The organism is Streptomyces pseudogriseolus (assembly GCA_002154585.1).
In the GTDB taxonomy this organism is placed as follows: Bacteria; Actinomycetota; Actinomycetes; order Streptomycetales; family Streptomycetaceae; genus Streptomyces; species Streptomyces pseudogriseolus.
Genome location: MUNG01000402.1, coordinates 1 through 21,773 on the forward strand (window position 1 = coordinate 1; position 21,773 = coordinate 21,773).

General features: G+C 71.0%; 20 protein-coding genes. 12 read left to right on the top strand and 8 right to left on the bottom strand.

Annotated features, from left to right (window positions below; all coding sequences use genetic code 11):
* The 6 genes from CCN29_RS29080 to CCN29_RS29105 all read left to right on the top strand — a co-directional run.
* Positions 1-955 (top strand): 3-methyl-L-tyrosine peroxygenase-related protein (locus CCN29_RS29080; RefSeq protein ID WP_086685545.1); only part of this gene is annotated, 955 nt, incomplete at its 5' end.
* 167 nt (positions 956-1,122) lie between these two features.
* Positions 1,123-2,187, top strand: coding sequence for a methyltransferase (locus tag CCN29_RS29085; protein ID WP_006129828.1), 1,065 nt, complete (start codon positions 1,123-1,125; stop codon positions 2,185-2,187).
* Between the two features lie 223 nt (positions 2,188-2,410).
* Positions 2,411-3,457, top strand: coding sequence for a methyltransferase (locus CCN29_RS29090; RefSeq protein WP_039985967.1), 1,047 nt, complete (start codon positions 2,411-2,413; stop codon positions 3,455-3,457).
* A 163-nt stretch (positions 3,458-3,620) separates the two neighbouring features.
* Positions 3,621-5,210 (top strand): MFS transporter, encoded by a 1,590-nt coding sequence (locus tag CCN29_RS29095; RefSeq protein ID WP_006129830.1) that lies wholly within the window; start codon positions 3,621-3,623, stop codon positions 5,208-5,210.
* 329 nt (positions 5,211-5,539) lie between these two features.
* Positions 5,540-7,162: an FAD-binding oxidoreductase gene (locus CCN29_RS29100; RefSeq protein ID WP_006129831.1), complete on the top strand. Its 1,623-nt coding sequence runs from the start codon at positions 5,540-5,542 to the stop codon at positions 7,160-7,162.
* A 344-nt stretch (positions 7,163-7,506) separates the two neighbouring features.
* Positions 7,507-8,349 (top strand): methyltransferase domain-containing protein, encoded by an 843-nt coding sequence (locus tag CCN29_RS29105; RefSeq protein ID WP_006129832.1) that lies wholly within the window; start codon positions 7,507-7,509, stop codon positions 8,347-8,349.
* A gap of 131 nt (positions 8,350-8,480) precedes the next feature.
* Here CCN29_RS29105 and CCN29_RS29110 read toward each other — a convergent pair whose 3' ends face one another.
* On the bottom strand, positions 8,481-9,416 hold the full coding sequence (locus CCN29_RS29110; RefSeq protein ID WP_006129833.1) for an SDR family oxidoreductase: 936 nt from the start codon (positions 9,414-9,416) through the stop codon (positions 8,481-8,483).
* A 476-nt stretch (positions 9,417-9,892) separates the two neighbouring features.
* The gene (locus CCN29_RS29115; RefSeq protein WP_031067194.1) at positions 9,893-10,675 is read right to left on the bottom strand and encodes an HAD family hydrolase; all 783 of its coding nucleotides are present in this window, start codon (positions 10,673-10,675) and stop codon (positions 9,893-9,895) included.
* Between the two features lie 527 nt (positions 10,676-11,202).
* On the opposite strand from CCN29_RS29115, the gene CCN29_RS29120 reads away from it, so the two are divergent.
* On the top strand, positions 11,203-11,832 hold the full coding sequence (locus tag CCN29_RS29120; protein WP_086685547.1) for a ScbR family autoregulator-binding transcription factor: 630 nt from the start codon (positions 11,203-11,205) through the stop codon (positions 11,830-11,832).
* A gap of 347 nt (positions 11,833-12,179) precedes the next feature.
* On the opposite strand, the gene CCN29_RS29130 is transcribed toward CCN29_RS29120, so the two are convergent.
* From CCN29_RS29130 to CCN29_RS36360, 3 genes are all read right to left on the bottom strand, one after another.
* The gene (locus CCN29_RS29130; RefSeq protein WP_031024400.1) at positions 12,180-13,637 is read right to left on the bottom strand and encodes an oxygenase MpaB family protein; all 1,458 of its coding nucleotides are present in this window, start codon (positions 13,635-13,637) and stop codon (positions 12,180-12,182) included.
* Positions 13,634-14,344, bottom strand: coding sequence for a polyprenyl diphosphate synthase (uppS, locus tag CCN29_RS29135; protein WP_267283558.1), 711 nt, complete (start codon positions 14,342-14,344; stop codon positions 13,634-13,636). Before uppS ends, CCN29_RS29130 begins: the two co-directional genes overlap by 4 nt.
* A 521-nt stretch (positions 14,345-14,865) precedes the next feature.
* Positions 14,866-15,006 carry a hypothetical protein gene (locus CCN29_RS36360; protein WP_167334601.1) on the bottom strand — a complete coding sequence of 47 codons (141 nt, stop codon included), beginning with the start codon at positions 15,004-15,006 and terminating at the stop codon, positions 14,866-14,868.
* 63 nt (positions 15,007-15,069) lie between these two features.
* Between CCN29_RS36360 and CCN29_RS29140 the strand changes: the two genes are divergently transcribed.
* The gene (locus tag CCN29_RS29140; protein ID WP_308429738.1) at positions 15,070-15,462 is read left to right on the top strand and encodes a LysR substrate-binding domain-containing protein; all 393 of its coding nucleotides are present in this window, start codon (positions 15,070-15,072) and stop codon (positions 15,460-15,462) included.
* A 183-nt stretch (positions 15,463-15,645) separates the two neighbouring features.
* Entirely contained in the window at positions 15,646-16,536 is an 891-nt protein-coding gene (locus CCN29_RS29145) for an arylamine N-acetyltransferase family protein (RefSeq protein ID WP_086685554.1), read from the top strand.
* A 435-nt stretch (positions 16,537-16,971) separates the two neighbouring features.
* Here CCN29_RS29145 and CCN29_RS29150 read toward each other — a convergent pair whose 3' ends face one another.
* A complete protein-coding gene (locus tag CCN29_RS29150; RefSeq protein WP_006129840.1) occupies positions 16,972-17,496 on the bottom strand; it encodes a hypothetical protein in 525 nt (174 codons plus the stop codon).
* 273 nt (positions 17,497-17,769) lie between these two features.
* On the opposite strand from CCN29_RS29150, the gene CCN29_RS29155 reads away from it, so the two are divergent.
* Positions 17,770-18,531, top strand: a complete 762-nt coding sequence (locus tag CCN29_RS29155) for a DeoR/GlpR family DNA-binding transcription regulator (protein ID WP_442538545.1) — start codon at positions 17,770-17,772, stop codon at positions 18,529-18,531.
* Between the two features lie 425 nt (positions 18,532-18,956).
* Here the strand turns inward: CCN29_RS29155 and CCN29_RS36840 are convergent, their stop codons facing one another.
* Positions 18,957-19,409: a P-type ATPase actuator domain-containing protein gene (locus CCN29_RS36840; protein ID WP_503167727.1), complete on the bottom strand. Its 453-nt coding sequence runs from the start codon at positions 19,407-19,409 to the stop codon at positions 18,957-18,959.
* Between the two features lie 217 nt (positions 19,410-19,626).
* On the opposite strand from CCN29_RS36840, the gene CCN29_RS29165 reads away from it, so the two are divergent.
* Together CCN29_RS29165 and CCN29_RS29170 are read left to right on the top strand one after the other, a co-directional pair.
* Positions 19,627-20,268 carry a carbonic anhydrase gene (locus CCN29_RS29165; RefSeq protein WP_006129842.1) on the top strand — a complete coding sequence of 214 codons (642 nt, stop codon included), beginning with the start codon at positions 19,627-19,629 and terminating at the stop codon, positions 20,266-20,268.
* 154 nt (positions 20,269-20,422) lie between these two features.
* On the top strand, positions 20,423-20,737 hold the full coding sequence (locus CCN29_RS29170) for a hypothetical protein (protein ID WP_228678889.1): 315 nt from the start codon (positions 20,423-20,425) through the stop codon (positions 20,735-20,737).
* Positions 20,738-20,773: 36 nt separating this feature from the next.
* Here CCN29_RS29170 and CCN29_RS29175 read toward each other — a convergent pair whose 3' ends face one another.
* Positions 20,774-21,748, bottom strand: a complete 975-nt coding sequence (locus tag CCN29_RS29175; protein WP_086685552.1) for an L-threonylcarbamoyladenylate synthase — start codon at positions 21,746-21,748, stop codon at positions 20,774-20,776.
* Between the last annotated feature and the right edge of the window lie 25 nt (positions 21,749-21,773).

Below are 21,773 nucleotides of genomic sequence, written 5' to 3' on the forward strand. Positions count from 1 at the left end.
CGCCCTCGCGGGCCTGGCCGGCACGGTGGCCGACCCGGCGCACCGGACCGGTCTCGCCGACATGCTCGCCGCCGTACGAGCCGCTCGCGCGGATCTCGGCCCGGTGCCCAGCACCCTCGTCGTGGACGATCCGCGGGAGTCCCGGCCGAACCGCCACAACGACCTGGCGTTCGGCATAGAACGGCACCACGGCGACCCGCTCACCCTGTTCGTCGCGGCGGCCCTCAACGCCCACCTCGGCATCCTGGAGATCGCCGAGGAACGGGGCACCGGCCTGGACGAAACCGCGTGGTCCGATCTGGTGGCCGGTTTCGACACCCTGGTGCGGTGGCCGGCCGACCCCACCCGGCTGCCGGCGTCGCTGCCGGTGCCGGGCTGCGCACCGTCGGGGGAGCCCGAACCCCTCGACGGGCTCCGGCGGTGGGTGCGCGGTCACCATGTCTTCATGGTGCTCGCCCAGGGCGGCACCGTCGCCGTGAACAGTCTCACGGCGGCGGCCGAGGCCGGCGACGAGGAGACCGCCGCCACGGCGGCCGAAGTGGCCTCCCGGGTCATGCGGGCCTGCCGCGCCGCCCTCCAGTTCGCCGGAGACGCCAACCCCGACCAGTACCGGACGGAGATCAGGCCCACCCTCATGCCGCCCGTCGCGCCCCCGCAGATGAGCGGGCTGCGCTGGCGGGACCACGAGGCACTGGTGGCCGCGCTGACCGCGTCGGGCAAGGCCTGGTCCTGGCTGGCGGAGCGCCGCCCCGACGCCCTGGGCGACTTCCGGACCGCACTTGACGCCACGTACGAGTCGCACAAGGGCGTGTGCGGGAACTTCGTCGGCAACCAGTCACCGAGTCTCCTCGCGACCAGCAGGTCCCACCGGCCCGCGGTCGGCGTCATCGAGCAGTTCCGCCGGCTGCGGATGGGCACCCTGCCCGCAGTCCCGCACCCCGACCACCACAACTGACCGCCCGCGCATAGCCGTTGGGCAGCCGGCACGTCGCGCTCCGCGGCCGCTCCGCACGGGCGACCGCGAGCACCTTCCGAGCATCCCCTCCCCACGTCACACCGGGCCACCGGTCCACCCGCCGGCCACCGGTGGGAACTCACTCACATCCGAGAGGCAGGGCACTCATGACCCAGACCGCATCCACCCAGCACGGCGGGCCCGTCGAGCTCGACATGGACGGCCTGTCCCGGATCCTCTTCGGGCATGCGGCCTTCCAGTACCTGAACGCGGCCTGCGAACTGGGCCTCCCGGACCTGGTGGCCGAGAAGCAGGAGCTCACCCGGGACGAGATCCGCGACGCGCTCTCCCTCCAGGACCGCGCCGTCGACATCCTCCTCCTCGGCTGCACCTCGCTCGGCATCCTCGTCAAGCAGGACGGACGGTACCGACTGGCCGAGGTCATCAAGGGCCTCATGGACGAAGGCGACTGGCAGCGCTTCGTCGACACCGTCGCCTTCGAGCAGTACATCGTGTACGAAGGCCAGCTCGACTTCACCGACTCGCTCCGCGAGAACCGCAACGTCGGCCTGCGCCGGGTCCGCGGCTCCGGCCGTGACCTCTACCACCGCCTCGCCGAGAACCCGCACATGGAGCAGGTCTTCTACCGCTACATGCGCTCCTGGTCCGAACTGGCCAACAAGCACCTGGTCCAGGAGCTCGACCTCTCCGGCCGACGGCACCTGCTGGACTGCGGCGGCGGCGACGCCGTCAACGCCATCGCCCTCGCCCAGGCCAACCCCGACCTCAAGGTCACCGTCTTCGAGATCCCGGCGTCCGGCAGCATCGCCGAGAAGAAGATCGCCCAGGCCGGCGTCGGCGACCAGGTCTCCGTCATCACCGGCGACATGTTCGCCGACCCGCTGCCCACCGGCTGCGACGTGGTGATGTTCGCCCACCAGCTGGTCATCTGGACGCCGGAGGAGAACACCGAACTGCTCCGCCGCGCCTACGAGGTCCTGCCCGAAGGCGGCCAACTGGTCATCTTCAACTCCATGTCCAACGACGAGGGGGACGGCCCCGTCGTTGCCGCCCTCGACAGCGTCTACTTCGCCGCGCTGCCCGCCGAGGGCGGCATGATCTACTCCTGGGCGACGCACGAGCGGTGCCTGCGCGACGCCGGGTTCAGCACTGTCAAGCGCATCCCCTTCCCGGGCTGGACCCCGCACGGCGTCATCGTCGCCACCAAGTAGGCCCCGCCGGGGCCACGCACGCGGATGCCACCGGGCCGGCCGCCACGGCGGCCCGGCGGCATCCCCGCCCGGCGAGCACCACCGACCGCCACGGGCCCACCACACCTGCCCATCCCACCGGCCCACCACACCGGCCCACCACTCCCGCGCGACGCGACGCACCGGCGGACGCACGACCAGACGCGCAGGAAGACGCTCAGCAGACGCACGAGAAGGGGACCGCATGCTCCACCCACAACTCCGGGATGACGCCGCGCGGATGCGCATGCTGCTCTACGGCCAGCTCGTCTCCAAGGCGGTGTGCACAGCGGTGGAGCTCGGTCTGCCGGAGGCACTGGCCGGCGGCCCCCGCTCGGCCGAGGAACTCGCCGGCGACGTGGACGCCCACCCCCTCGCCCTGCGCCGGCTGCTCCGCGCCCTCGTCCCCTTCGACGTATTCACCGAAGCGCCCGACGGCACCTTCACGCTGACCCGCCTCGGCGCCACCCTGCTGCCCGACACCCCCGGCACGGCACGCCCCAGCGCCCTGCTGCTCGCGGGTGAAGTCGGCCGCACCTGGCAGGAGTTCGGGTACTCCGTCCGGACCGGCGACTCGGCGTTCACCCTGCTCCACGACTGCACCCTCTTCGAGCACCTGGAGCGGCGGCCGGAGCGGCGCGAGGTCTTCGACCGGTCCCAGGAGGCCGGACTGCGCCTCGAACTGGACGAGATCTTCGACGCGGTCTCCTTCGACCGGTACCCGACGATCGTGGACGTCGGCGGCGGCAACGGCCACCTGATGTGCGAACTGCTGCATCGCACCCCGGGCAGCACCGGCAGCGTCATCGACCTGCCCGGCACGGTGCAGCTCGCCGAGAAGCGCATCGTGGAAGGGGGTCTCACCGACCGCTGCACCGCCGTCGTCGGTGACTTCTTCGACAGCGTCACACCCGGCGCCGACCTCTACATCCTCAGCCACATCCTGCACGACTGGGGCGACGACAGCGCTGTCTCCATCCTGCGCACCTGCGCCGCCGCCATGCCCGCGCACGGTCGCCTCATGGTGATCGACCTGCTCACCGACGCCGCCGCCGACGACCAGGGCGGACGCCACCGACTCCCCGCCCTCATGGACCTCTACATGCTCTCCCTCTTCGGAGCGGCCGGCGGCCAGGAACGCACCGGCGCGGAGTTCACCGCCCTGCTCACCGCCGCCGGACTGGAGGCGGAGGAGACGCGGGTGCTGCCCAGCGGCATGGGCGTCGTCACGGCCCGGCGACGCACCACCTGACCGGCCCCGCACCACCTGACCGCCCCCGCACACCGCCCCGCCCGGACCTCGGCCCGGTGTACCGCGCCGCGCCGTCCCGTCGAGGCCGAAAACCGCCGCCGGGGCGGGCCCGGGCCGCTCAGATGGGTCCCTCACCCTTCCGTCGCTGGATAGGCACTCCCACATGACTCACGACCCGACCGCCGCCCCGCCCGCCCGTGCCGGGAAACGCGAATGGACCGCCCTGGGCGTCCTCGCCCTGCCGGCGCTGCTCATCAGCCTCGACACCACGGTGCTGCACCTGGCGGTCCCGCACCTCAGCGGGAGCATCGACCCCAGCGGCCTGCAACTGCTGTGGATCGTCGACATCTACAGCTTCCTCATCGCCGGCCTGCTCATCATCGCGGGCACGCTCGGCGACCGGTTCGGCCGGCGCCGGCTGCTGGTGACCGGGGCGGCGGGCTTCGGCCTGGCCTCCGTACTCACGGCGTTCTCGACCAGCGCGGAGATGCTGATCGTCAGCCGGGCGCTGCTGGGCATCGCGGGAGCGACCCTGATGCCCTCCTCGATGTCCCTGATCCGCAACATGTTCCTGGACGCACGCCAGCGCTCCGTCGCCTTCAGCGTGTGGATCGCCTGCTTCCTGGTGGGAGGAGCGCTCGGCCCCCTCGTCGGCGGAGCGATGCTGGAACACTTCTGGTGGGGCTCGGTCTTCCTGCTGAGCGTGCCCGCGATGGTGCTGCTGCTGATCCTGGGACCGGTGCTGCTCCCCGAGTACCGGGACCCGAACCCCGGCAGGATCGACCCCGCGAGCGTGCTGCTGCTGGTGGCGCCCTTGCTGACGACGGTGTACGGGCTCAAGGTGCTCGCCGGCGAGGGCTTCGGCGTCCTGCCGGTGACGCTGCTCCTCGCCGGACTCGCACTGGCCGTGGTGTTCGCCCTGCGCCAGCGGCGCCTCACCCACCCCCTGCTGGACCCCGCCCTGTTCCGTGAGCGCACCTTCACCGTCTCCCTCGTCACCATGGGCGTCGCGCTCTTCGTGATGTCGGGTTCGCAGTTCTTCGTCGCGCAGTACCTTCAGATGGTGGCGGGGCTGTCGCCCCTGGAGACGGGACTGGCGTCCCTGCCCGGCAGTGTCGGCGGGGTGATGGGCGCCCTGCTGGCCCCGGTGGCACTGCGCTGGATGCGGTCCGCGTACGTGATGACGGCCGGCCTCACCATGGCCGTCATCGGTTTCGCCGTACTGACCCAGGTCGAGACCGAGGGCGGTCTCGTCCCGGTGATGATCGCGGTGGGAATGCTCAACTTCGGTGTGGCGCCCACCATCGCGCTCGGCACCGACATGATGATCGAGTCCGCGCCGCCCGAGAAGGCAGGCGCGGTCTCCGCGATCTCCGAGACCTGCCAGGAACTCGGCCTGGGCATGGGCGTCGCCATCCTCGGCAGCATCGGGACCGCGGTGTACCGCGCCGAGGTCGCGCACACCCTGCCCGCCGGCGTGGCCTCCCGCGCCCAGGACACCATCGGTTCGGCCGTGGACGAGGCCGGGCGGCTGCCGGACGAGCTCGGCACGACGGTCCTCACCGCGGCCCGCGAGGCGTTCACCGACAGCCTTTTCCACGTCAGCGTCATCTGCACGGTGGTGACCCTGCTGATCGTGGTCACCATCGCGGTGCTGCGCCCGACTCCGGGGGGCGACGGCCACGCCCCTGAGGGCGCCGACGAGTTGACCGGTCCCGGCGGCGCCGAGGTGCCGTCGCGCACGAGTTCCTGAAGAGGAACCGCGCGCCGCCGGGCCCTCGCCCACAGCGTCCCCATTCATCCCCCAACACGGCGTATTTACCGGCGCTATACCAGCCAATCGGCACTCCGTGCCGCGCCAATGCCCCTGGTTGCAACAGATCCACGCATTCCGTTTGTGAAAGGGGACTTGGCGAACACCGGTCATCCATAAACCTCCTTGAAAATTGCACCTTCATCGGGCGGACACGTTTCGACACCCCTCTGAATGACGTAGGCTTCCGATCTGCCGATGTCGGGCCAGTCGGCGAAGGGACACGTTCGAGTTGTGCCCATCTCCCGTACGTAGCAAGGAGTACGTCAATGTCTGAACTGAACCGCCGGGGATTACTCACACGCGCCGGACTCGTCGGGGCCGGCCTGGTCTCGGCGGACTTCTTAGCAGGCGGCGGCACCGCGGCCGCGGCCGGTAAGAACACCGTGAAGAGCGCGGGAAAGTGTGCCCCGGCGTTCAACACCGTCACCGTGCAGCCCGGGGACTCCCGGTACGACAGCTTCATCCGCGCGCACAACACCCGCTTCAGCAACCGGCCGGATCAGGTCACCATCGCGACCTCCTCGGACCAGGTCGCCGAGGCGCTCGGCCGTGCCGTCGCGGCCGGCCAGGAGGTCGCCGTCCGTTCCGGCGGCCACTGCCTCGAGAACTTCACGACGTACTCCGGCGTCAAGCACCTCATCGACCTCTCGCAGATGCAGGACGTCTACTACGACGAACGCCGAGGAGCCTTCGCCGTGGGCCCCGGCGCGATCGTGGCACCCACGCAGAACACGCTCTTCAAGGGCTGGGGCGTGACGATACCCTCGGCCGGCTGTTCGGAAGTGGGCCTCGGCGGGCACATACTCGGCGGCGGCTACAACTTCTACTCCCGCATTCACGGCATAGCCGTCGACCACCTCGACGCCGTCGAGGTGGTCGTGGTCGGCGCCGACGGGCAGCCCCGCACCATCGTGGCGACCCGCCGCCAGGACGACCCCAACCGCGACCTGTGGTGGGCGCACACGGGCGGCGGCGGCGGCAACTTCGGCATCGTCACGCGATACTGGATGCGCACGCCCGGAGTGAACTCCAGCGACCCGTCCAAGCTGTTGCCCCGCGGCTCGGACCAGCACGTCCGCAACGTCCAGTGGTCGTGGAACGACCTGTCGCCGCAGGCGTTCAGGAGGCTCGTGGGCAACTTCTCCCGGTGGTACGAGCTCAACAGCGCCCCGGGGGCGAAGGAGGTCCAGGTGTGGGCCTCGTTCTCCGCCTCCCACCAGGCCGCCGGCGTGATCGGCCTGATGGCCGGCGTCTCCAAGGACGTTCCGGGCGGCGAGGCCCTGCTCGACGCGCTCTTCGAGGCGACCGCCGCCGGAGCCGGCGTCACTCCCGTCGCCGACTCGCGGTACGAACTGCCGTGGCTCGACCGCGACAACTGGTACTGGGGACCCCCCGGACGCCAGAAGGACAAGACGGCGGACCTCAAGAAGAGCTACACCGACGAGCAGCTGGACACGATCTACGCCTACCTGACCGACGACCACAACGATCCCGGCGCACAGGTGAACCTGGCCGCCCTCGGCGGCAGGATCAACTCGGTACGTTCCGACGCGACCGCCTACGTCCACCGGGACTCGATCCTGCGCGTCTACTTCACGCCCGGCGTGTGGCGCGACGAGGCCCAGGACGCGGCCTACGTCGCGTGGGTGCGCAAGCTCTACCGCGACGTCTACCGCACCACCGGCGGTGTCCCGGTGCCCGACGCCGCCAACTCCGGTGCGTACATCAACTACCCGGACGTCGACCTCGCCGACCCGGAGTGGAACACCTCCGGCACCCCGTGGCACGGCCTGTACTACGGAGCGAACTACGCGCGGCTCCAGCGGGTCAAGGCCGCCTACGACCCGCGTGACGTGTTCCACCACGCGCTGTCGATCCGGCCCGCCTGATCCCGCACCGGTGCGGTGTGCCCGCCGGACGGCACACGCGGCTGCCCGTCGGGCACACCGCACCTCCCTCGGCCACGTCCCGCTGGCCGAGCACAAACCGTACGCCGGAAGAGATCGGGCACCTTTCCCGATATCCGCCGCCGGACAATGCGGCGCGCCTTTCCGGCCGCGAGTTCACGCGGAACGCGTCGGTCCGGCCGCCCGTTCGCGCGTCACGGAAACCCGACGAATATCCGCGGAAGCCGCCCGTCCCGTACTTCCGCGGAACCACAACGGCCGCGACGGCAATCCTACCGACCGAGAGCCCGGGGCCGAGCCACAGCAGAGACGACAGGGAGACAGATATGGCCGCCGAAATATCCGGCGTCGGCAATGTCGCGAGTTTCTACGAGGGCCTCGGCCAGGTTCTCAATATCGCCTGGGGTGAAAACCTGCACTACGGCTACTGGGAGGACGACGCCGACGACAGCACCGTCGAGGCCGCCACGGCCCGCCTCACGGACCTGCTGATCGGTCTGCTCGACCCCGCGCCCGGCGCCGGCGTCCTCGACATCGGCTGCGGTGTCGGCAAACCCGCTCTCCAGCTCGTCGAGGCCAGGAAGGCGCGCGTCACCGGCATCGCGATCAGCGACGTCGAGGTCGAGCAGGCCACGCAGCGCGCCGCCGAGGCGGGCCGGTCGGACCTGACGACCTTCCGCAACGCTGACGTGCAGGAGCTGCCGTTCGACGACAACTCCTTCGACGGTGCCTGGGCCGTGGAATCCCTGCTCCACGTGCCGGACCGGGGCCGCGCACTGGCCGAGACGGCCAGGGTGCTGCGCCCCGGCGGACGACTGGTGATCGCCGACACCGTCCAGCGCCCGCCGCTGGACGCCGAGGCCCGCGCCGTCCTCGACGAGTTCAGCGCCTCCTACCACGTGAGCGAATACGCCACCGCCGACGAGTACCGGGGCCTGCTCACCGAGAACGGGTTCGTCGACATCGACGTCCGCGACATCAGCGACAAGGTCGTGCGGACCGGGATGATCATGGCCGACGCCGTCGAGGCCCGGCGCGACGAACTGGCCCGGATCGACGGGCCGGAACCGGTCGACCAGTACATCGGCCTCATGCGCCGCGCGGCGGCCAGCCCGGGCATCGGCTACCTGGTGGTCGCCGCGACGCTGGACCCGGCGCCCACGTCCTGAACCCGTCCGTCGCGCCCGCCGGCTGCCCGGCACCCCTCCGTCACAAGGGATGCCGGGCACCCGGTCCACGAGCCCCAGGCCGAACGGACAGGCGACCGACCGCGGTCAGCGCCCACCCGGGACAGGTACGGTCACCGGTACCCGGACGGGTCGGCAGGCTTCCCCGCCTCCTGCACCTCCACCAGATAACGCCAGCAGTCGGGGCGCGAGCCGTCGAGATCGGTGAAGCCGTACTCCTGAGCGAGCTGCCCGCTGGAGACCGACTGGCCGTTCCAGCGCGCGACATCGGCGTCACCCGCCAGCGCCGCGACCGCGCGCCCCACGTACGCGGGGCTCTCCGAGATGCAGAAGTGCGGCACCTCGGTCAGCGCGTCACGCCAGTTCTCCTCGGTCACGCCGAGCGTCTCGAGCATCATCTCCGAACGCATCCAGCCCGGAGTGAGCGTCACCGCCGTCCCGCCGTACGACTCCAGCTCGTGGGCCAGCACGTACCCCATGCGCAGCACGCTGTTCTTCACCAGGTCGTAGAAGTACGAGTTGCGGTAGTGGCTGCCGTTGTACGCGGCCGTACCGTCGGTCATCTCCACCACGAGCCCGCCGGGCCGACGCACCAGCAGGGGCAGCAGGAAGTGACTGGAGATGGCATGGGTGTCCATGCCGAGCCGCATCAGCCGCAACCCGGCGTCGAGATCGTGCTCCCACACCTTCTTGTCGAACTCGAACAGCCGCTCACCGCCCCAGACGTCGTTGACCAGTAAGTCGAGCCGCCCCTGCTCGGTGTCCACCCGGTCGGCGAGCGCGCGGACCTGCTCGGGCACCAGGTGGTCGGTCGGCACCGCGATCCCGGTTCCGCCCGCCTCCGTGACCAGCTCCGCGGTCTCCTCGATCGTCTCGGCCCGGTTGTACTCCGAGCGGCGTTCCCGAGTCGTACGGCCGGTGACGTAGACCGTCGCCCCCGCCGCGCCCAGTTGGACGGCGATGGCTCGTCCGGCGCCCCGCGTGGCACCCGCGACCAGCGCGATCTTCCCCCGGAGGTCCGGAGCCGGCGTGTCGGGCGTGCGTTCCATGAAGGTCCCTCATCTGTTCGTGCGTATCCGACCCGCGTCGTCCTCGACACGGGCCCTTCCACACCATGATCACGTCTTAACCCGACATCCTCCGTCCTGATTTCCGGCCGTTCCCGGAACGGCGCGTCCGCGATGATTCCCGCGGCGCGCCGGCCGAGGTGTCCCGGCGGCCGTACGACAGCGCCGTCCAGGGCATGCCGGGCCCCGCCCCCTGCTCCCCTTTCGGCCGCACCGGACCCCCGGGACGCGCCCCGTGGACCCCGAGAGGGGGCGCGGGCGCCCCTCGGGCGCTCGGGCACGGTCTGCGGCCAGGGCACCGGCACCGCCCGCCGAGCGCGAAACCGGCCGGGCCCGGGCCTGTGCGGCGACGCACTCGCCTCTCCGGCGAGGCTGTCGGACATCAGTCGCCGACGAGGGCGGCGCCCTCAGCTCCGGCAGCCTCAGGCCCGGCCGGCAACAGCCTCAGGCTCGGCCGGTCAGTGCGGACCGTGACGCTCGTGATTCTTGTCGCCGCCCGGTGACGGGGGGCGCCGCCAGTCACGCACCCAGCGCAGCACTTCCGGATCGTCCAGGGCCGCCACCCAGGCGTCGGCATGCCCGGTGCTCGCCTCGTCAGGGAGCGGGCCCACGCCGAGGACCCGCATTCCGGCACGCCACGCCGACTCGACACCCGTGAGGGAGTCCTCGACGGCCAGCGCGTTCTCCGGGCGGACCCCGCACAGACGTGCCGCGGTGGTGTACACATCCGGCCACGGCTTGGGCCGCACCGCCGACAGGCGTTCGCCGCCCTTCCCGAGTGCGGTCCCGCTGTCGTCCGGCGGCCCCGTGGGCACGACGACGTGGCGGAAGTGACGGCGCAGGCCTGCCCGGCCGAGGCTCTCCTCCACCACTTCCAGCGGGCAGTTGCTGGCCACGGCAAGCGGCAGCCGCCCGGACAGGAAGCGCACCATTTCACCGGCACCCGGCATGGTCAGTGGGTCCTCCGCCACCAGCGACATGAAGTGTGCGAGGAGCGCCGTGGTCAGGTCCGCGGCCAGCTCGGGCTTGTTCGTCTCCTCCGCCATCAGGTGGCCGCAGTCGACGTAGTGCACACCTTTGGCGCGATCGGCGAAGCCCGGAGGAGGCCGGAGGCCGAACTCACGGAAGGCGCGGTTGCGCGCGTCCTGCCAATGACGTTCTGTGTCCATCAGCGTGCCGTCGCAGTCGAAGACGACGACCTCGGGCGACCAGTTCGACAGGGTTCGGAGTGGCGGCGTCATGAGGCCTCCTGGGGGAGAGGGCGGGAACGGGAGCGCGAGTCGCGGGACTGCGGGGTGAGGCGGCGGACCCCTGATGGCGGATCACCTATCCGCCGGTGCCGTGCCCTTCGGGATTCACCGGCAAGGGCGATTCGCATTTCGGGGCATCAGTCGCAAAGAGAAAACATTGCAACGGCTACGATATTTAGCCTCCGAAAAGCGGCGCAATCACCGATTCGAGTACTCGCCTCGCAGGTGATCTGGGTGTAGGCGGTCGCCGGCCCGCCGTCTCCCCGCCTCTGGTGCAGGGTCATCCACGGTGTCAGCAAGGCGAGTTGCGGGATCTGTACGCGACGAGGAGCCACGCCCCCCGCGTGCGGTGAAGGGGGAAGCCGGCGAACCAGGAGCGGCATCCTGAAGCCAATTTCCACTCTTGGGTGTTCAGATTCGAAAAAAATGCCGCAATCGAGCGTATGGCTGACGGTTCATTGCTCCGGGCGTACGCGGGCGCACTACATTGTGGGCCGTTCACTACGGAGCCGAACGAGGTGCGCACGATCTTGCAGGAACGGGCCAGAGCAACCCGCAGATCACTCCTGGAGGCAGCAGCCTGCCTCTTCGCCCAGCAGGGTTACGCCAGCACGAGCGTCAACGACATAAGCGCCCGGTCGGGACGCACCAGCGGATCCGTCTACTTCCACTACGCCAGCAAGGAAGGCATCGCCCAGGCGGTCGTCCGGGAAGGCTTCGCGACCTGGCCGAGCCTTGTCCCCCGGTACGACGACCCGAGCGTGCCACCCCTGGAACGCCTCGTCGCTCTGAGCTACGACATCGCCCGCGCCCTCGCGGAGGACTCCCTGACCCGCGCGGGTGCCCGCCTGTGGGCCGAGCGCCACACCATCAACGCGGACCTCCCCGACCCCTTCGTCCTCTGGACGACCGCGGTCACACGCCTGCTCGCCCAGGCCCGAGCCGGGGGATGCCTGGCCACCGGTGTCCGCCCGGCTGCCACTGCCCGCACCCTGGTCCGCGCCTTCTACGGGTTCTGCACCCTCACGGAGGCGCTGGAAGGCTCCCACGCGCTCACCGTCCGCCTCTCCGACTGGTGGCGGCTCACCCTGCCCGCCCTCCAACGGGACCCGCGAGACGGCCACGCCCCGACGCGGCAGGCCATGTAGAGAGGGCGGGATGGCCGGAACGCCAGGCTCCGCCTGTCATTCTTCGCCGGAGAAGCGGTTCCACGCAGACTGACCCAGGTCACGCCACGTCGCCGCAGCTCCTGACCCCACAAGCGCAGCTCGGCCTCTGCTCGGTCGATGTGCGCGGCGTCGACGGCCCGCCCCGGCGCTGCTGGAGGGGGCGCCGACGCTGTGGGCGGCGGGCCGCAGCGTCGGCGATGGCCGATGGCTCTTCTTCTCGCCGCGGCCATGATCGATGACCTCTTCTCTCCTCGGCAGCCCTGGACCCGGCGCTTTCCCGTCGACGGCGCCGGGTCCGGACGATGCCCTATGAGGCGAGATCTGCTCTAGGCGTCGGTGAGAAGAGGGTCGTACGCGGTGTTGGTACGGCGGCCCGACATGAAGGAGAGGAAGTCGCCCACGAAAGCGCTCCGGCTGTACGTGCCGCCGGTGGTGGTGAGGTCACGGTGGAAGGCGGTACGGAAAAGGGCCCGGTACTCGACGGCGTCGATGGTTCCGTTGCCGTCCTTGTCGGTGACGTCGAAGAGGACCTCGGCGACACGGATGAGCGCGGGCCCGGCGAGGGAGGGGACGGCGGCGGCGTACTCCTCGGCGCTGACACGGCCGTCACCGTCCGTGTCGAGGGCCGCCTGCAGTTCACGCCACCAGGCGGCGAAGGCGTCGTACAGCCGGGTCTCCTCGGGTTCGTCCAGATCGAGGCGGGTGGACAGTTCACGGGCCATGGCAGCGAGGTCGGGCCAGTCGAGATGGCCGTCGCCGGTCTGGTCCAGCACCTTGCGGAAGAACTCCTCCGCCGAACGCCGGCTCTCTCCCGTGCCCCCAGAGGGAGCCGGATCCGGCTGGGGGACGCCGCTCAGCGGTGTGAGGAGACGCAGCAGAGCCGATGCCCGCTTCATGCGGGCGGCCAGGGCGGCCACGGTCCGTGCCCGAGGATCGTCACTGCCGGGCGAGAGGGAGAGGGCCTCGATGATGCTCTCGGCGTTGATCCAGCCCTCCGGCAGGAAACGGGCGAGTCCGGCGGCGCAGTAGGCGCCCTGCATGAGCGTGGAGGCACCGGGCATCTCCGGCAGACCCGCCCGGCGCCGGTACGACTCGGGGAGCGAGGCGACGGTGATCGCACCCAGAAGCGGACCGACGACGGCCCGGCCCGCCGCCCACAGCGTCGGCGCCCCCTCCAGCAACGCCGGGGCGGGCAGGTGGTCGAAGAGCCGGTAGAGGATGACGCGGGCTGCCTCGGTGTTCTCCAGTTCGTCCTCGACCACCCGGTCGAAGTACCGCCAGAAGTCGTCCAGTTCCTCGGGAAGTTCCGAGGCGTCGCCGTCGAGGGCGGCGAGGAACGACCGGTACTCGGCGTACATCCGCTCCATGGTGTCCTGGTCGAGCGGCTGACCGCTGAGCCGGCACATGGTGACGGCGCTCTCGAAAAGAGTGGCGACCACCCAGGCCCGGGTCGCCCGGTCCATCGCGTCATAGGCACGGCCGCGGGAATCGGAGCCGCTCATGCGGGCGTGCAGCCTGTTGAGCCGGGCGGCCTCCCGCTCCCGAACCGCCGGGTCGGCACCGAACATGCGCCGCATACTCAGGAAGGTGTTGCGCAGCCGGCGCCACGGGTGGGCGACGAACGTGGAGTTGTCGACGAGGGCGGCCCCGATCTGCGGGTGCGCGGCCTCCAGCACGGTGGCACGGATTATCGCCAGCGCCCAGCGCGGGTCGTCGAAGAAGCCACTGAAGCGTGATTCCGGGCCGAACAAGGGCCTGTCGTCGGCCGTTCCCGTGGTGGTCATGAGGTCTCTCCCATCGTGCGGGGCGGCACGCCGCCGAAACGGCGATCGCGACGCCGGTAGGTGTGCAGGCAAGCGAGAAAATCGGGAGCCCGGAAGTCCGGCCACAACACCTCGGGGAACACCCACTCGGCGTAGGCGACCTGCCAGAGCATGAAGTTGGAGATGCGCTGCTCGCCGGAGGTACGGATGACCAGGTCGACGTCGGGGGTGTCGGGGAACGGCAGGTGGTCCGCGAAAAGCCGCTCGGTGACCTCGTCCGCGGGTGTCCCACTGCGGATCAGCGACCTGGCGGCCTCCACGATGTCCCGGCGCCCGCCGTGGTCGAACGCCACGGTCAGCGTCATCCCCCGGTTGTCGGCGGTCAGCGTTGCCAGATCCTCGAAATCCCGGGCCAGCTCCCGGGGGATACGCGAGTCGCCGACCCCCAGGAAACGGCAGCGGATGCCCCGGGCCAGCAGCAACGGCGCGTGCTTGCGCACGACCCGGCGGACCAGACCCATCAGGAAGTCGACCTCCGCGCCGGGACGGTTCCAGTTCTCGGTGGAGAAGGCATACAGACTGAGCCACTCCACGCCGGCCGCACGGGCCGCTTCGATGATGTCGATGACAGTGGTCTCAGCGGCCTGGTGCCCCGCTGTGCGGGGAAGCGAACGCCGCTGCGCCCAGCGGCCGTTGCCGTCCATCACACAGGCCACGTGCCGTGGCACCGCACGCGCCGCCCGGTCGCCTTGCCGCTGCCCGTCGGGGCCGTCTCCGTACCGTTGCCCACCCGGCCCGTCCCCCGTCGCCGCGCGTGCGCACGGGATGCCGTTGCCTCTCGCGGCCGGCCCCGTCCCATCCGGAACGGCGCGCTCGGCCGTACCGCGCTCGGTCACACCCACCCCGTCTCACCAGGCGCCTCATCCACGCCCCACCGGGCGTCCCCTTCTGGAGTCTGACAGGGCGACAAAGACCTGACGGGCCAAGTGGGTGGCCACCACCCTTGGCTCCTTTGTCCGATTCCCACGGTTTCCCGCGCGACGTCGCCGAGCGGGCGCCGAAGAGCGGCCGGCCCCTGCCCCGTGCACGGGGCAGGGGCCGTGCGTCGAGCTGAGCTAGGACGGCCGCGTCCCTGAGGACGGCGACGGGGCCGGACCGTGCCGGCGGCCGGCCCCCGGAATGCAGTGCGGTCGCGCCGCATCCGACGCACCCGGTGCCGAGGTTCGCCGTCCTGGCCGGCGTGCGTCCCTCAGCAGTTGCGGATGGACCACACCGGCGTCCAGTCGTACGTGAAGGGCCTGTTCTCCGGCAGGGCGACGTCCAGCACCTGTCCGTTCTGGCCGTAGAAAAAGGCGGCGGCCCCGACCTGGTTGTTCACGGCCTGGCCCACGCCGTTCCAGTACGACAGGGAGTACTGGGCGCACCGGTAGAGGAAAAAGCCACGGAGGACCGGTTGGCCTGTCTGCCGGCGAGCGATCCGCTCGCGTACCGGGCACGGATCACCCTCGCGCAGCTGGCGGACCGTCCGGTGATCGACGTACCACCCCGGGTGCCGCGGGTGTGGTGGGACTTCTGGGCGGTGGACCCCCGGCCCGACGGCACACCGGTCCGCTACGGACCGGTCGCCTCGGACGTGGAGGGGCTGCTCCATCTCGTCACTCGGGGCGAGGGTATGTGCTTCCTGCCGGCCGCCGCCCGCGACCTCTTCCCACGCCCGGGCGTCAGCTACGTCGCGGTCACGGACCTGCCTCCCTCCACGGCCGGCCTCGCCTGGCTGAGAAGCAACCGTACGGAGCCGTTGATCGAGGCCGTTGCCGGTGCGGCCCGGTGCATGGCGTCGGCGTGAGGCCGTGCAGCCAGGAGGTACTGGTGAGCGAAGCGGTGAGGCTGACGACGGCTGTGCGTGTTCGGATGCTTGGGGAAGTGCCTTTCGGAGGCGCCGCTTCCCATCGGCAGAGTGCAGCGCAGTCCGGTCGCCAGATGCCCGGGAGAGGGAATAGCTGCCAGGGGCCATGAAGTTGTGACGATCATGTGGAGCAGCGAACACCTCGACCTCGACGCCTACCTGACCCGCCTCGGGTACGAGGGCGACCGGACGCCCACTCTCGAGACGCTGCGCGCCCTGCTGCGCGCGCATGTGCTGACCGTCCGCTGGGACACCCTCGACAGCTTCCTGTACCGCGAGGTGCGGCTCGACGTGCCCTCGGTCCAGGACAAGCTGGTGCGCCGGGGCCGGGGCGGATACTGCTACGAGCACGTTGTGCTCTTCGCCGCCGCGCTGGAGAAGCTCGGGTTCCGCTTCACCGCCGTTTCCGGCCGGGTACAACTGGGCGCGGACTCCGCCCACCCCCGCCCGGCGACGCACGCGATGCTGATCGTGGACCTGGACGGCGCACGTTGGCTGAGCGACGTCGGCTTCGGCCACAGTCCTCTGGAGCCCATCGAGCTGGTCGACGGTGGCCGCAGCGAAGCGGACCCGTGGCCGCACCTGCTGCGCTGGCAGGAGATCACTCACGGCTCACCGGGCTGGGCGGTGCACCAGCGCGGGGGCGAGACGGAAGGGCCGGACGGCTGGGTGGTGCGGCAGGTTTTCACCGAAACCCCGCAGTACCCCGTCGACTACGCGGTCGGCAACCACTTCGTGGCCACGCATGACCGCTCCCCGTTCGTCACCCGCCCGTACGTCCAGCGGCGGGGCACCGACCGGTACGACACGCTCGACGCGCTGGTCTGGACGACGGAACGCCCGGGCCGGGACCGGGTGACGCGGACCGTCGGACCGCACGAGGTGCCCGAGCTGCTCGACGACGTCTTCGGGATCCGCACGGATCCTGAGGAAGCCCGACTGCTGGTGACCCGGCTGAGGGAGCTGGACTCCGCCCGGCACCGCCCCGGATCCCCACCTCGTCGAAGCGGATGACCGGTCGCCCAGTTGCCTGCCGTCCACCGCGGGCGCGGAGCCGTGCCGGTGTGCTCGCGGCGGGCCGGGCCGCCTGCGCCTCCAGCAGATGGCCAGCCGCACGGTACCGTGCCGGACGGTCGGATACCCCGCCGCGATTACGGGATCAGCCGCGCTTCGTCCGCCGGTGCTCTCGACACCGGCGTGGCCGCGGCAGAGTTCGGCCGGTCAGCCCGGCGGGATCGCAGCAGAGGGCCGGTGCCGCGAGGAACCGTCCCGAGGGCGAATCCAATGGGCCTCAGGCGGACGCGCTGGTTCCTCGGCGGCGCCGAGCTTGCCGGCACCCTGTACGCCGGGATCTACACGCTGAACCTGGGCACCACCGGGTTCAGTTGCCTTCGGGTGGCGAGGTCGCCGGTTCCCGGCCCGCCCCACTGTCGCCGCCCCTTCGGCTGCTCACTTCTGCTGCAAGGCCTGGCGCATCCAGTGGAGGCGCTCCAGGGAGCGGCGGCGCATCCACCGAACCCAGAAGCACAGTGCGACCATGCCGGCCGCGAAGACAAGGGGGAGGACGAGGGACCCGCTGACGGCACCGAGTACGACCAAGCCGATCGCGACGATGCCCATGGCGCCGAGCCACCACGGCAGCCACTTGCGGGCCCTTTCCATCTGCTCGAGCTGCTCGGCCACCAGCCGTCGCGCGGCCGCCTGCTCCTTGGGCTCCTGCGGCACCTCATGGTGACGGATCTTTCGGTTCAGATCCGCGAGTCCGCCCGCGTCGGTGCCCACGGCTCGGGCGACCCGGCGGCGCTGTACGGCCAGTACCGCCATGGCGATCCCGGTGTAGAGAGCGCTGTGGAGTGCCCAGACAGCTGGGTGCTCGTCTCTGCGGAACAGGGCCGTGATGCCCAGTCCCAGAAGGAACACCAGGACCGCCTGTGCGGTCAGACTGTGGTCGAGTAAGCGCTTGAGCGAGAGCACAGCGCAGACCTCCTCGAAACGGGGTTCGGGACAGCGTCATCGCGTCCCGGATACCCCGCGGTCTCCTGCTCATCCGACCGAACGCTGGTTCTCGCAGTGGGGGACGGCCGTGATCCGCCGGCCGAACGCGAGGTCTCGGCCACGGGCGAGGCAGGCACCTCATGTGTGCGGCGTCCGACCGCGACTCGACGGACCCCTTGACGGACCCCCTATTTGTTCAAACGAACAGAGTGGTGTTAGAAGTAGTGCATGAGCGCCGGAGACCGTCTTGACTTGACCCTGAGGCTCGTCCAGAACGCGGGCAAGCTGTCCGTGTCGGAACTGGCCGAACGCCTCGGCGTCTCGGAGATGACCGTTCGCCGGGACCTGAACGCGCTGGAGAGCCAGGGCCTGCTGCGACGGGTACACGGTGGTGCCGTTCCCGTGCGTGCGCGGGACGAGGGTGGAGGCTTCCTCGCCCGGCGCGATTGGCAGGCCGCGACCAAGGACCGGCTGGGGGAGGTGGTCGCCGCGATGATCGAGCCGGGGACAAGGGTGCTGCTGGACGCGGGCACCACCACGGTTCACGTCGCCGAGCACCTGGTGGAGCGCGCTCCGCTCACGGTGGCCGTACTGAGCCTGCAGGCAGCCGAAGTCCTGGCGGACAGGCCGGGCATCGACCTTCTTGTGGTGGGAGGGCGGTCGCGTCCGGGTGAACGCTCGCTGGTGGGCCCGCTGGCGCTGCGCACCTTGGAGTCCCTGAGCTTCGACTGCTTCGTCATGTCGATCGGCGGGGTCCACGCCGAGCGCGGCTGGACGGAGTTCTCCCTCGACGACGCGGCGGTCAAGCAGGTCGGTCTCGTGCAGGCGGCACGCACCGTGGCGGTGGCCGACGCCACCAAACTCGGGGTGCGAGCGTTCAGCCGGGTGGCTCCGCTGAGCGCGGCGGGTGCCTTCGTCACCGATGCCGCGGCGGAGGACGCGCAGACCCATCCGAACGGGCCCCAGACCCTCCAGGCGCTGAGGGAGTCCGGGGTCGAGGTCCACCTGGCGTAATGGCCGACGACCCCGTGCGCGGCACCGACGGGGACCTGACTCACGCAGCGCCCCGCCCCAGGGGCCTCCGTGAGCGCCGGCCCCGCCCCCGGCGCCGTGCGGGCCGGCCTCCCGCGCTCCGCTTGCGGGTGCCGAAGACCGCACCGGGCCACGGTCGGCCCGGCCGTCGGCGATCAGACGCCGCACGCCATGGCCTTCCCGGCCCCGGGGCCCTGGAGCTGACCGTGTCTCACATAGCCCAACTGTGCGCTGCGAACTGTGCGCTGCATACGTCGGAAGCTGCGCACTGATGTACTCGACGTCCTCGTCGGTGAGAAGCTCCTGGCACCCGGCGGTACGCACCCGGGCGGCGCGGGGTCGTGCACCGCGGGACGGCTCGCACGCCGTCTCACGTCCCCGGACGCCGTCGCGGGGGCACTTCGGGGTCACGTGACGTCTCGCGGGTGGAGAGCGTGCTCCGTGAAAGTGCCACATGCCGTGAACCCCAGGCGCCGGTGGACCGGTTCACCGTCTGCTGACGCCTGAAGTGCCGCGCGGGACTGGCCGTGTTCGCGTGCTGCGTGGAGCTCGGCCAGGGTGATGGCGGTCGCGCCGTCCAGGACCTGGCCGTCGGCGCCGACCCGCTCGCCGGGCCGCACCAGGATGACGTCGCCGGCCTTCAGGTCCTCGGCGGCGACGGTCTCCTCGCCGCCGGGCATCAGCCGGGTCGCCGTCGTCGGCGCGAGGTCGAGCAGCCCCCGCACGGAGTCCGCCGTGCGGGCGGTCGCCACCGCCTCCAGCGCGCCGGAGGTCGCGAAGATCACGATCAGCAGCGCCCCGTCCAGGACCTGCCCGATGGCCGCGGCGCCGAGAGCGGCCACCACCGTCAGCAGAAACACGTCCAAGGTTTAGTCCTTCAGGGCCTTCAGCTCCTCCCACCCCGGCTCCCAGCCGCCTGTGACGTAGGTGGCGGCAAACAGCGGGCCCCACAGCCAGGCCGGGGCGCCGAGCAGGTTGAGGGGGAGGGGCGCGGCCCGAGCCGTCAGTTTCGGCCGATCCGGCGATGACCCACGGGCCTGTGCGGTCACGTTTGGTGCCGACTCGTAAGCTGCCGCCATGAGTGAGATCCAGATACCGACGCCTCGCGACGCCTTCGAGCTGCTGCTGGCCGGTAACCAGCGCTTCGTCGCCGGCGCCTCCGAGCACCCGAACCAGGACGCCGCCCGCCGCGCCGAGACCGCACCGTCCCAGCAGCCCTTCGCCGTGCTGTTCGGGTGTTCCGACTCCCGGCTGGCCGCCGAGATCATCTTCGACCGGGGGCTGGGCGACCTGTTCGTGGTGCGCACGGCCGGCCACGTCATGGGTCCGGAGGTGCTGGGCAGCATCGAGTTCGGCGTGGAGGTGCTCGGCTGCCCGCTGGTCGTGATCCTCGGGCACGACTCGTGCGGCGCGGTCGGCGCGGCGTGCGCTGCGCTGGAGGACGGCATGACGCCGGCCGGGTACGTCCGGGACGTAGTCGAGCGGGTGACTCCCAGCGTGCTGGCCGCCCGGGCCGCCGGACGGGTCGAGCCGGAAGAGGTCCTCGCCGAGCACGTACGGCACACTGCCGACCTGTTGCTGGACCGCTCCCGGGTCCTCGCCGACAAGGTCGCCGCCGGCCGGACCGCTGTGGTGGGCCTGCGCTACCGTCTGGCCGACGGCACCGCGGAGCTCGTCGCCTCCCGCGGTCTCGAAGCGGCGGGGATTTCCGCGTCCTGACCGCTCAAGGGGACGTGCCGTCGCGTCGCGGGGTGCGCCGGCGGCACCCCTGGGCAAGAATGCACAGGTGCAGCCACTGCCGGTCCCCTGCCCCGCTCACCTCGTCCCGGACGCCACCGGTACGAATGCCTTCCACGACGCCTACCGCACTGCCATGGCGCACAACGCTGTATTCGTCGCCATCGAAGCCGAGGGGCAGCACTGGACCGTGAAGGCGGATACCCTCACCGCCGGCTCCGGCCGCAGGGTCACTGATGCCGTCAACGATGCCATCCGGAGTGCGATCCTCCGGCTGGTTGACGCCCGCGAAGTCGATTTCGGCGCCTACACGGGCCCCGTCTACTTCATGATGCACGGCGTGCGGGACGAGGAACGAGCTCGCGAACTCGCCGCCGCACTCCATGCCGCCCTTCACGAAGACCTGGAACCCCTGTCCCGCGCCGTCCCTCCCGCATCGAGCCTCAGGTGACAGCCGCCCATGTCTCTCGCGCGGCGTTGATGCCGGTCACACCGTGGACCGGGGCCCTGCGGCGCGGCGGAGTCGGTTGGCGATCGCCAGTCCCAGCCCCTCCTCCACCGGCAAGGAGGCGACGATGAGATCACACCCCTGCTGGTCGAGTTTGCGTAGGAATCCGTACAGCCCGCGCGCGTAGGCGGCCATCGAGGCGGGGACCGCCACCATGGCGTGCGCCTTCACCGGGACGTCGGAAAGGGAGGGCGGAAGAAGGACGCCGACCCGGTGCCCCGACTCCTGCGCGAGCTCCGCCTCGGCGACGACCTTCTCGGGCTCGACGAGGACGACCCGGGCGCGCGGTGCGTAGTGGGAGGGGTGCTGACCGGGCACCCGAATGCGGCTGGTCGCCGGGACCGCGAGCGGGCGCCCCAACGTTGCTTCGAGGTCCTCGCGTGTCACGCCGCCCGGCCGCAGGATGCTCGGGATCTCGCCGGTGGCGTCGACGATGGTCGACTCGACGCCGACCTCGCAGGGGCCGCCGTCCAGCACGAAGTCAACGGCAGCACCCAGCTCGGCACGGACGTGGTCCGCCGTGGTGGGGCTGACCGAGCCGAAACGGTTGGCCGACGGCGCCGTGACACCGCCGCCGAAGGCCGACAGCAGCGCGAGGGCGACGGGATGGTCGGGTACGCGAACGGCCACGGTTTCCAGGCCACCCGTCGCTTCGAGGGGCACGCGGTGACCGCGCCGCAGGACCAGCGTGAGCGGTCCTGGCCAGAAGCGTTCGGCCAGCAGGCGCGCCGCCGGGGGCACGTCCTCGACCCAGCCGTCCAGGTGAGCCGCGTCGCCGATGTGGACGATCAGGGGGTGGGAGGGCGGGCGCCCCTTGACCTGGAAGATTCGGGAGACAGCGGCGGGATCCTCCGCGTTGGCCCCCAGACCGTAAACGGTTTCGGTCGGGCGGGCCACCAGGCCGCCGGCGCGCAGCACCTCGGCCGCCTTCTCGATATCACTGGTTCTTGCCATCACTCTCGCGATTCTCCCACCGCTC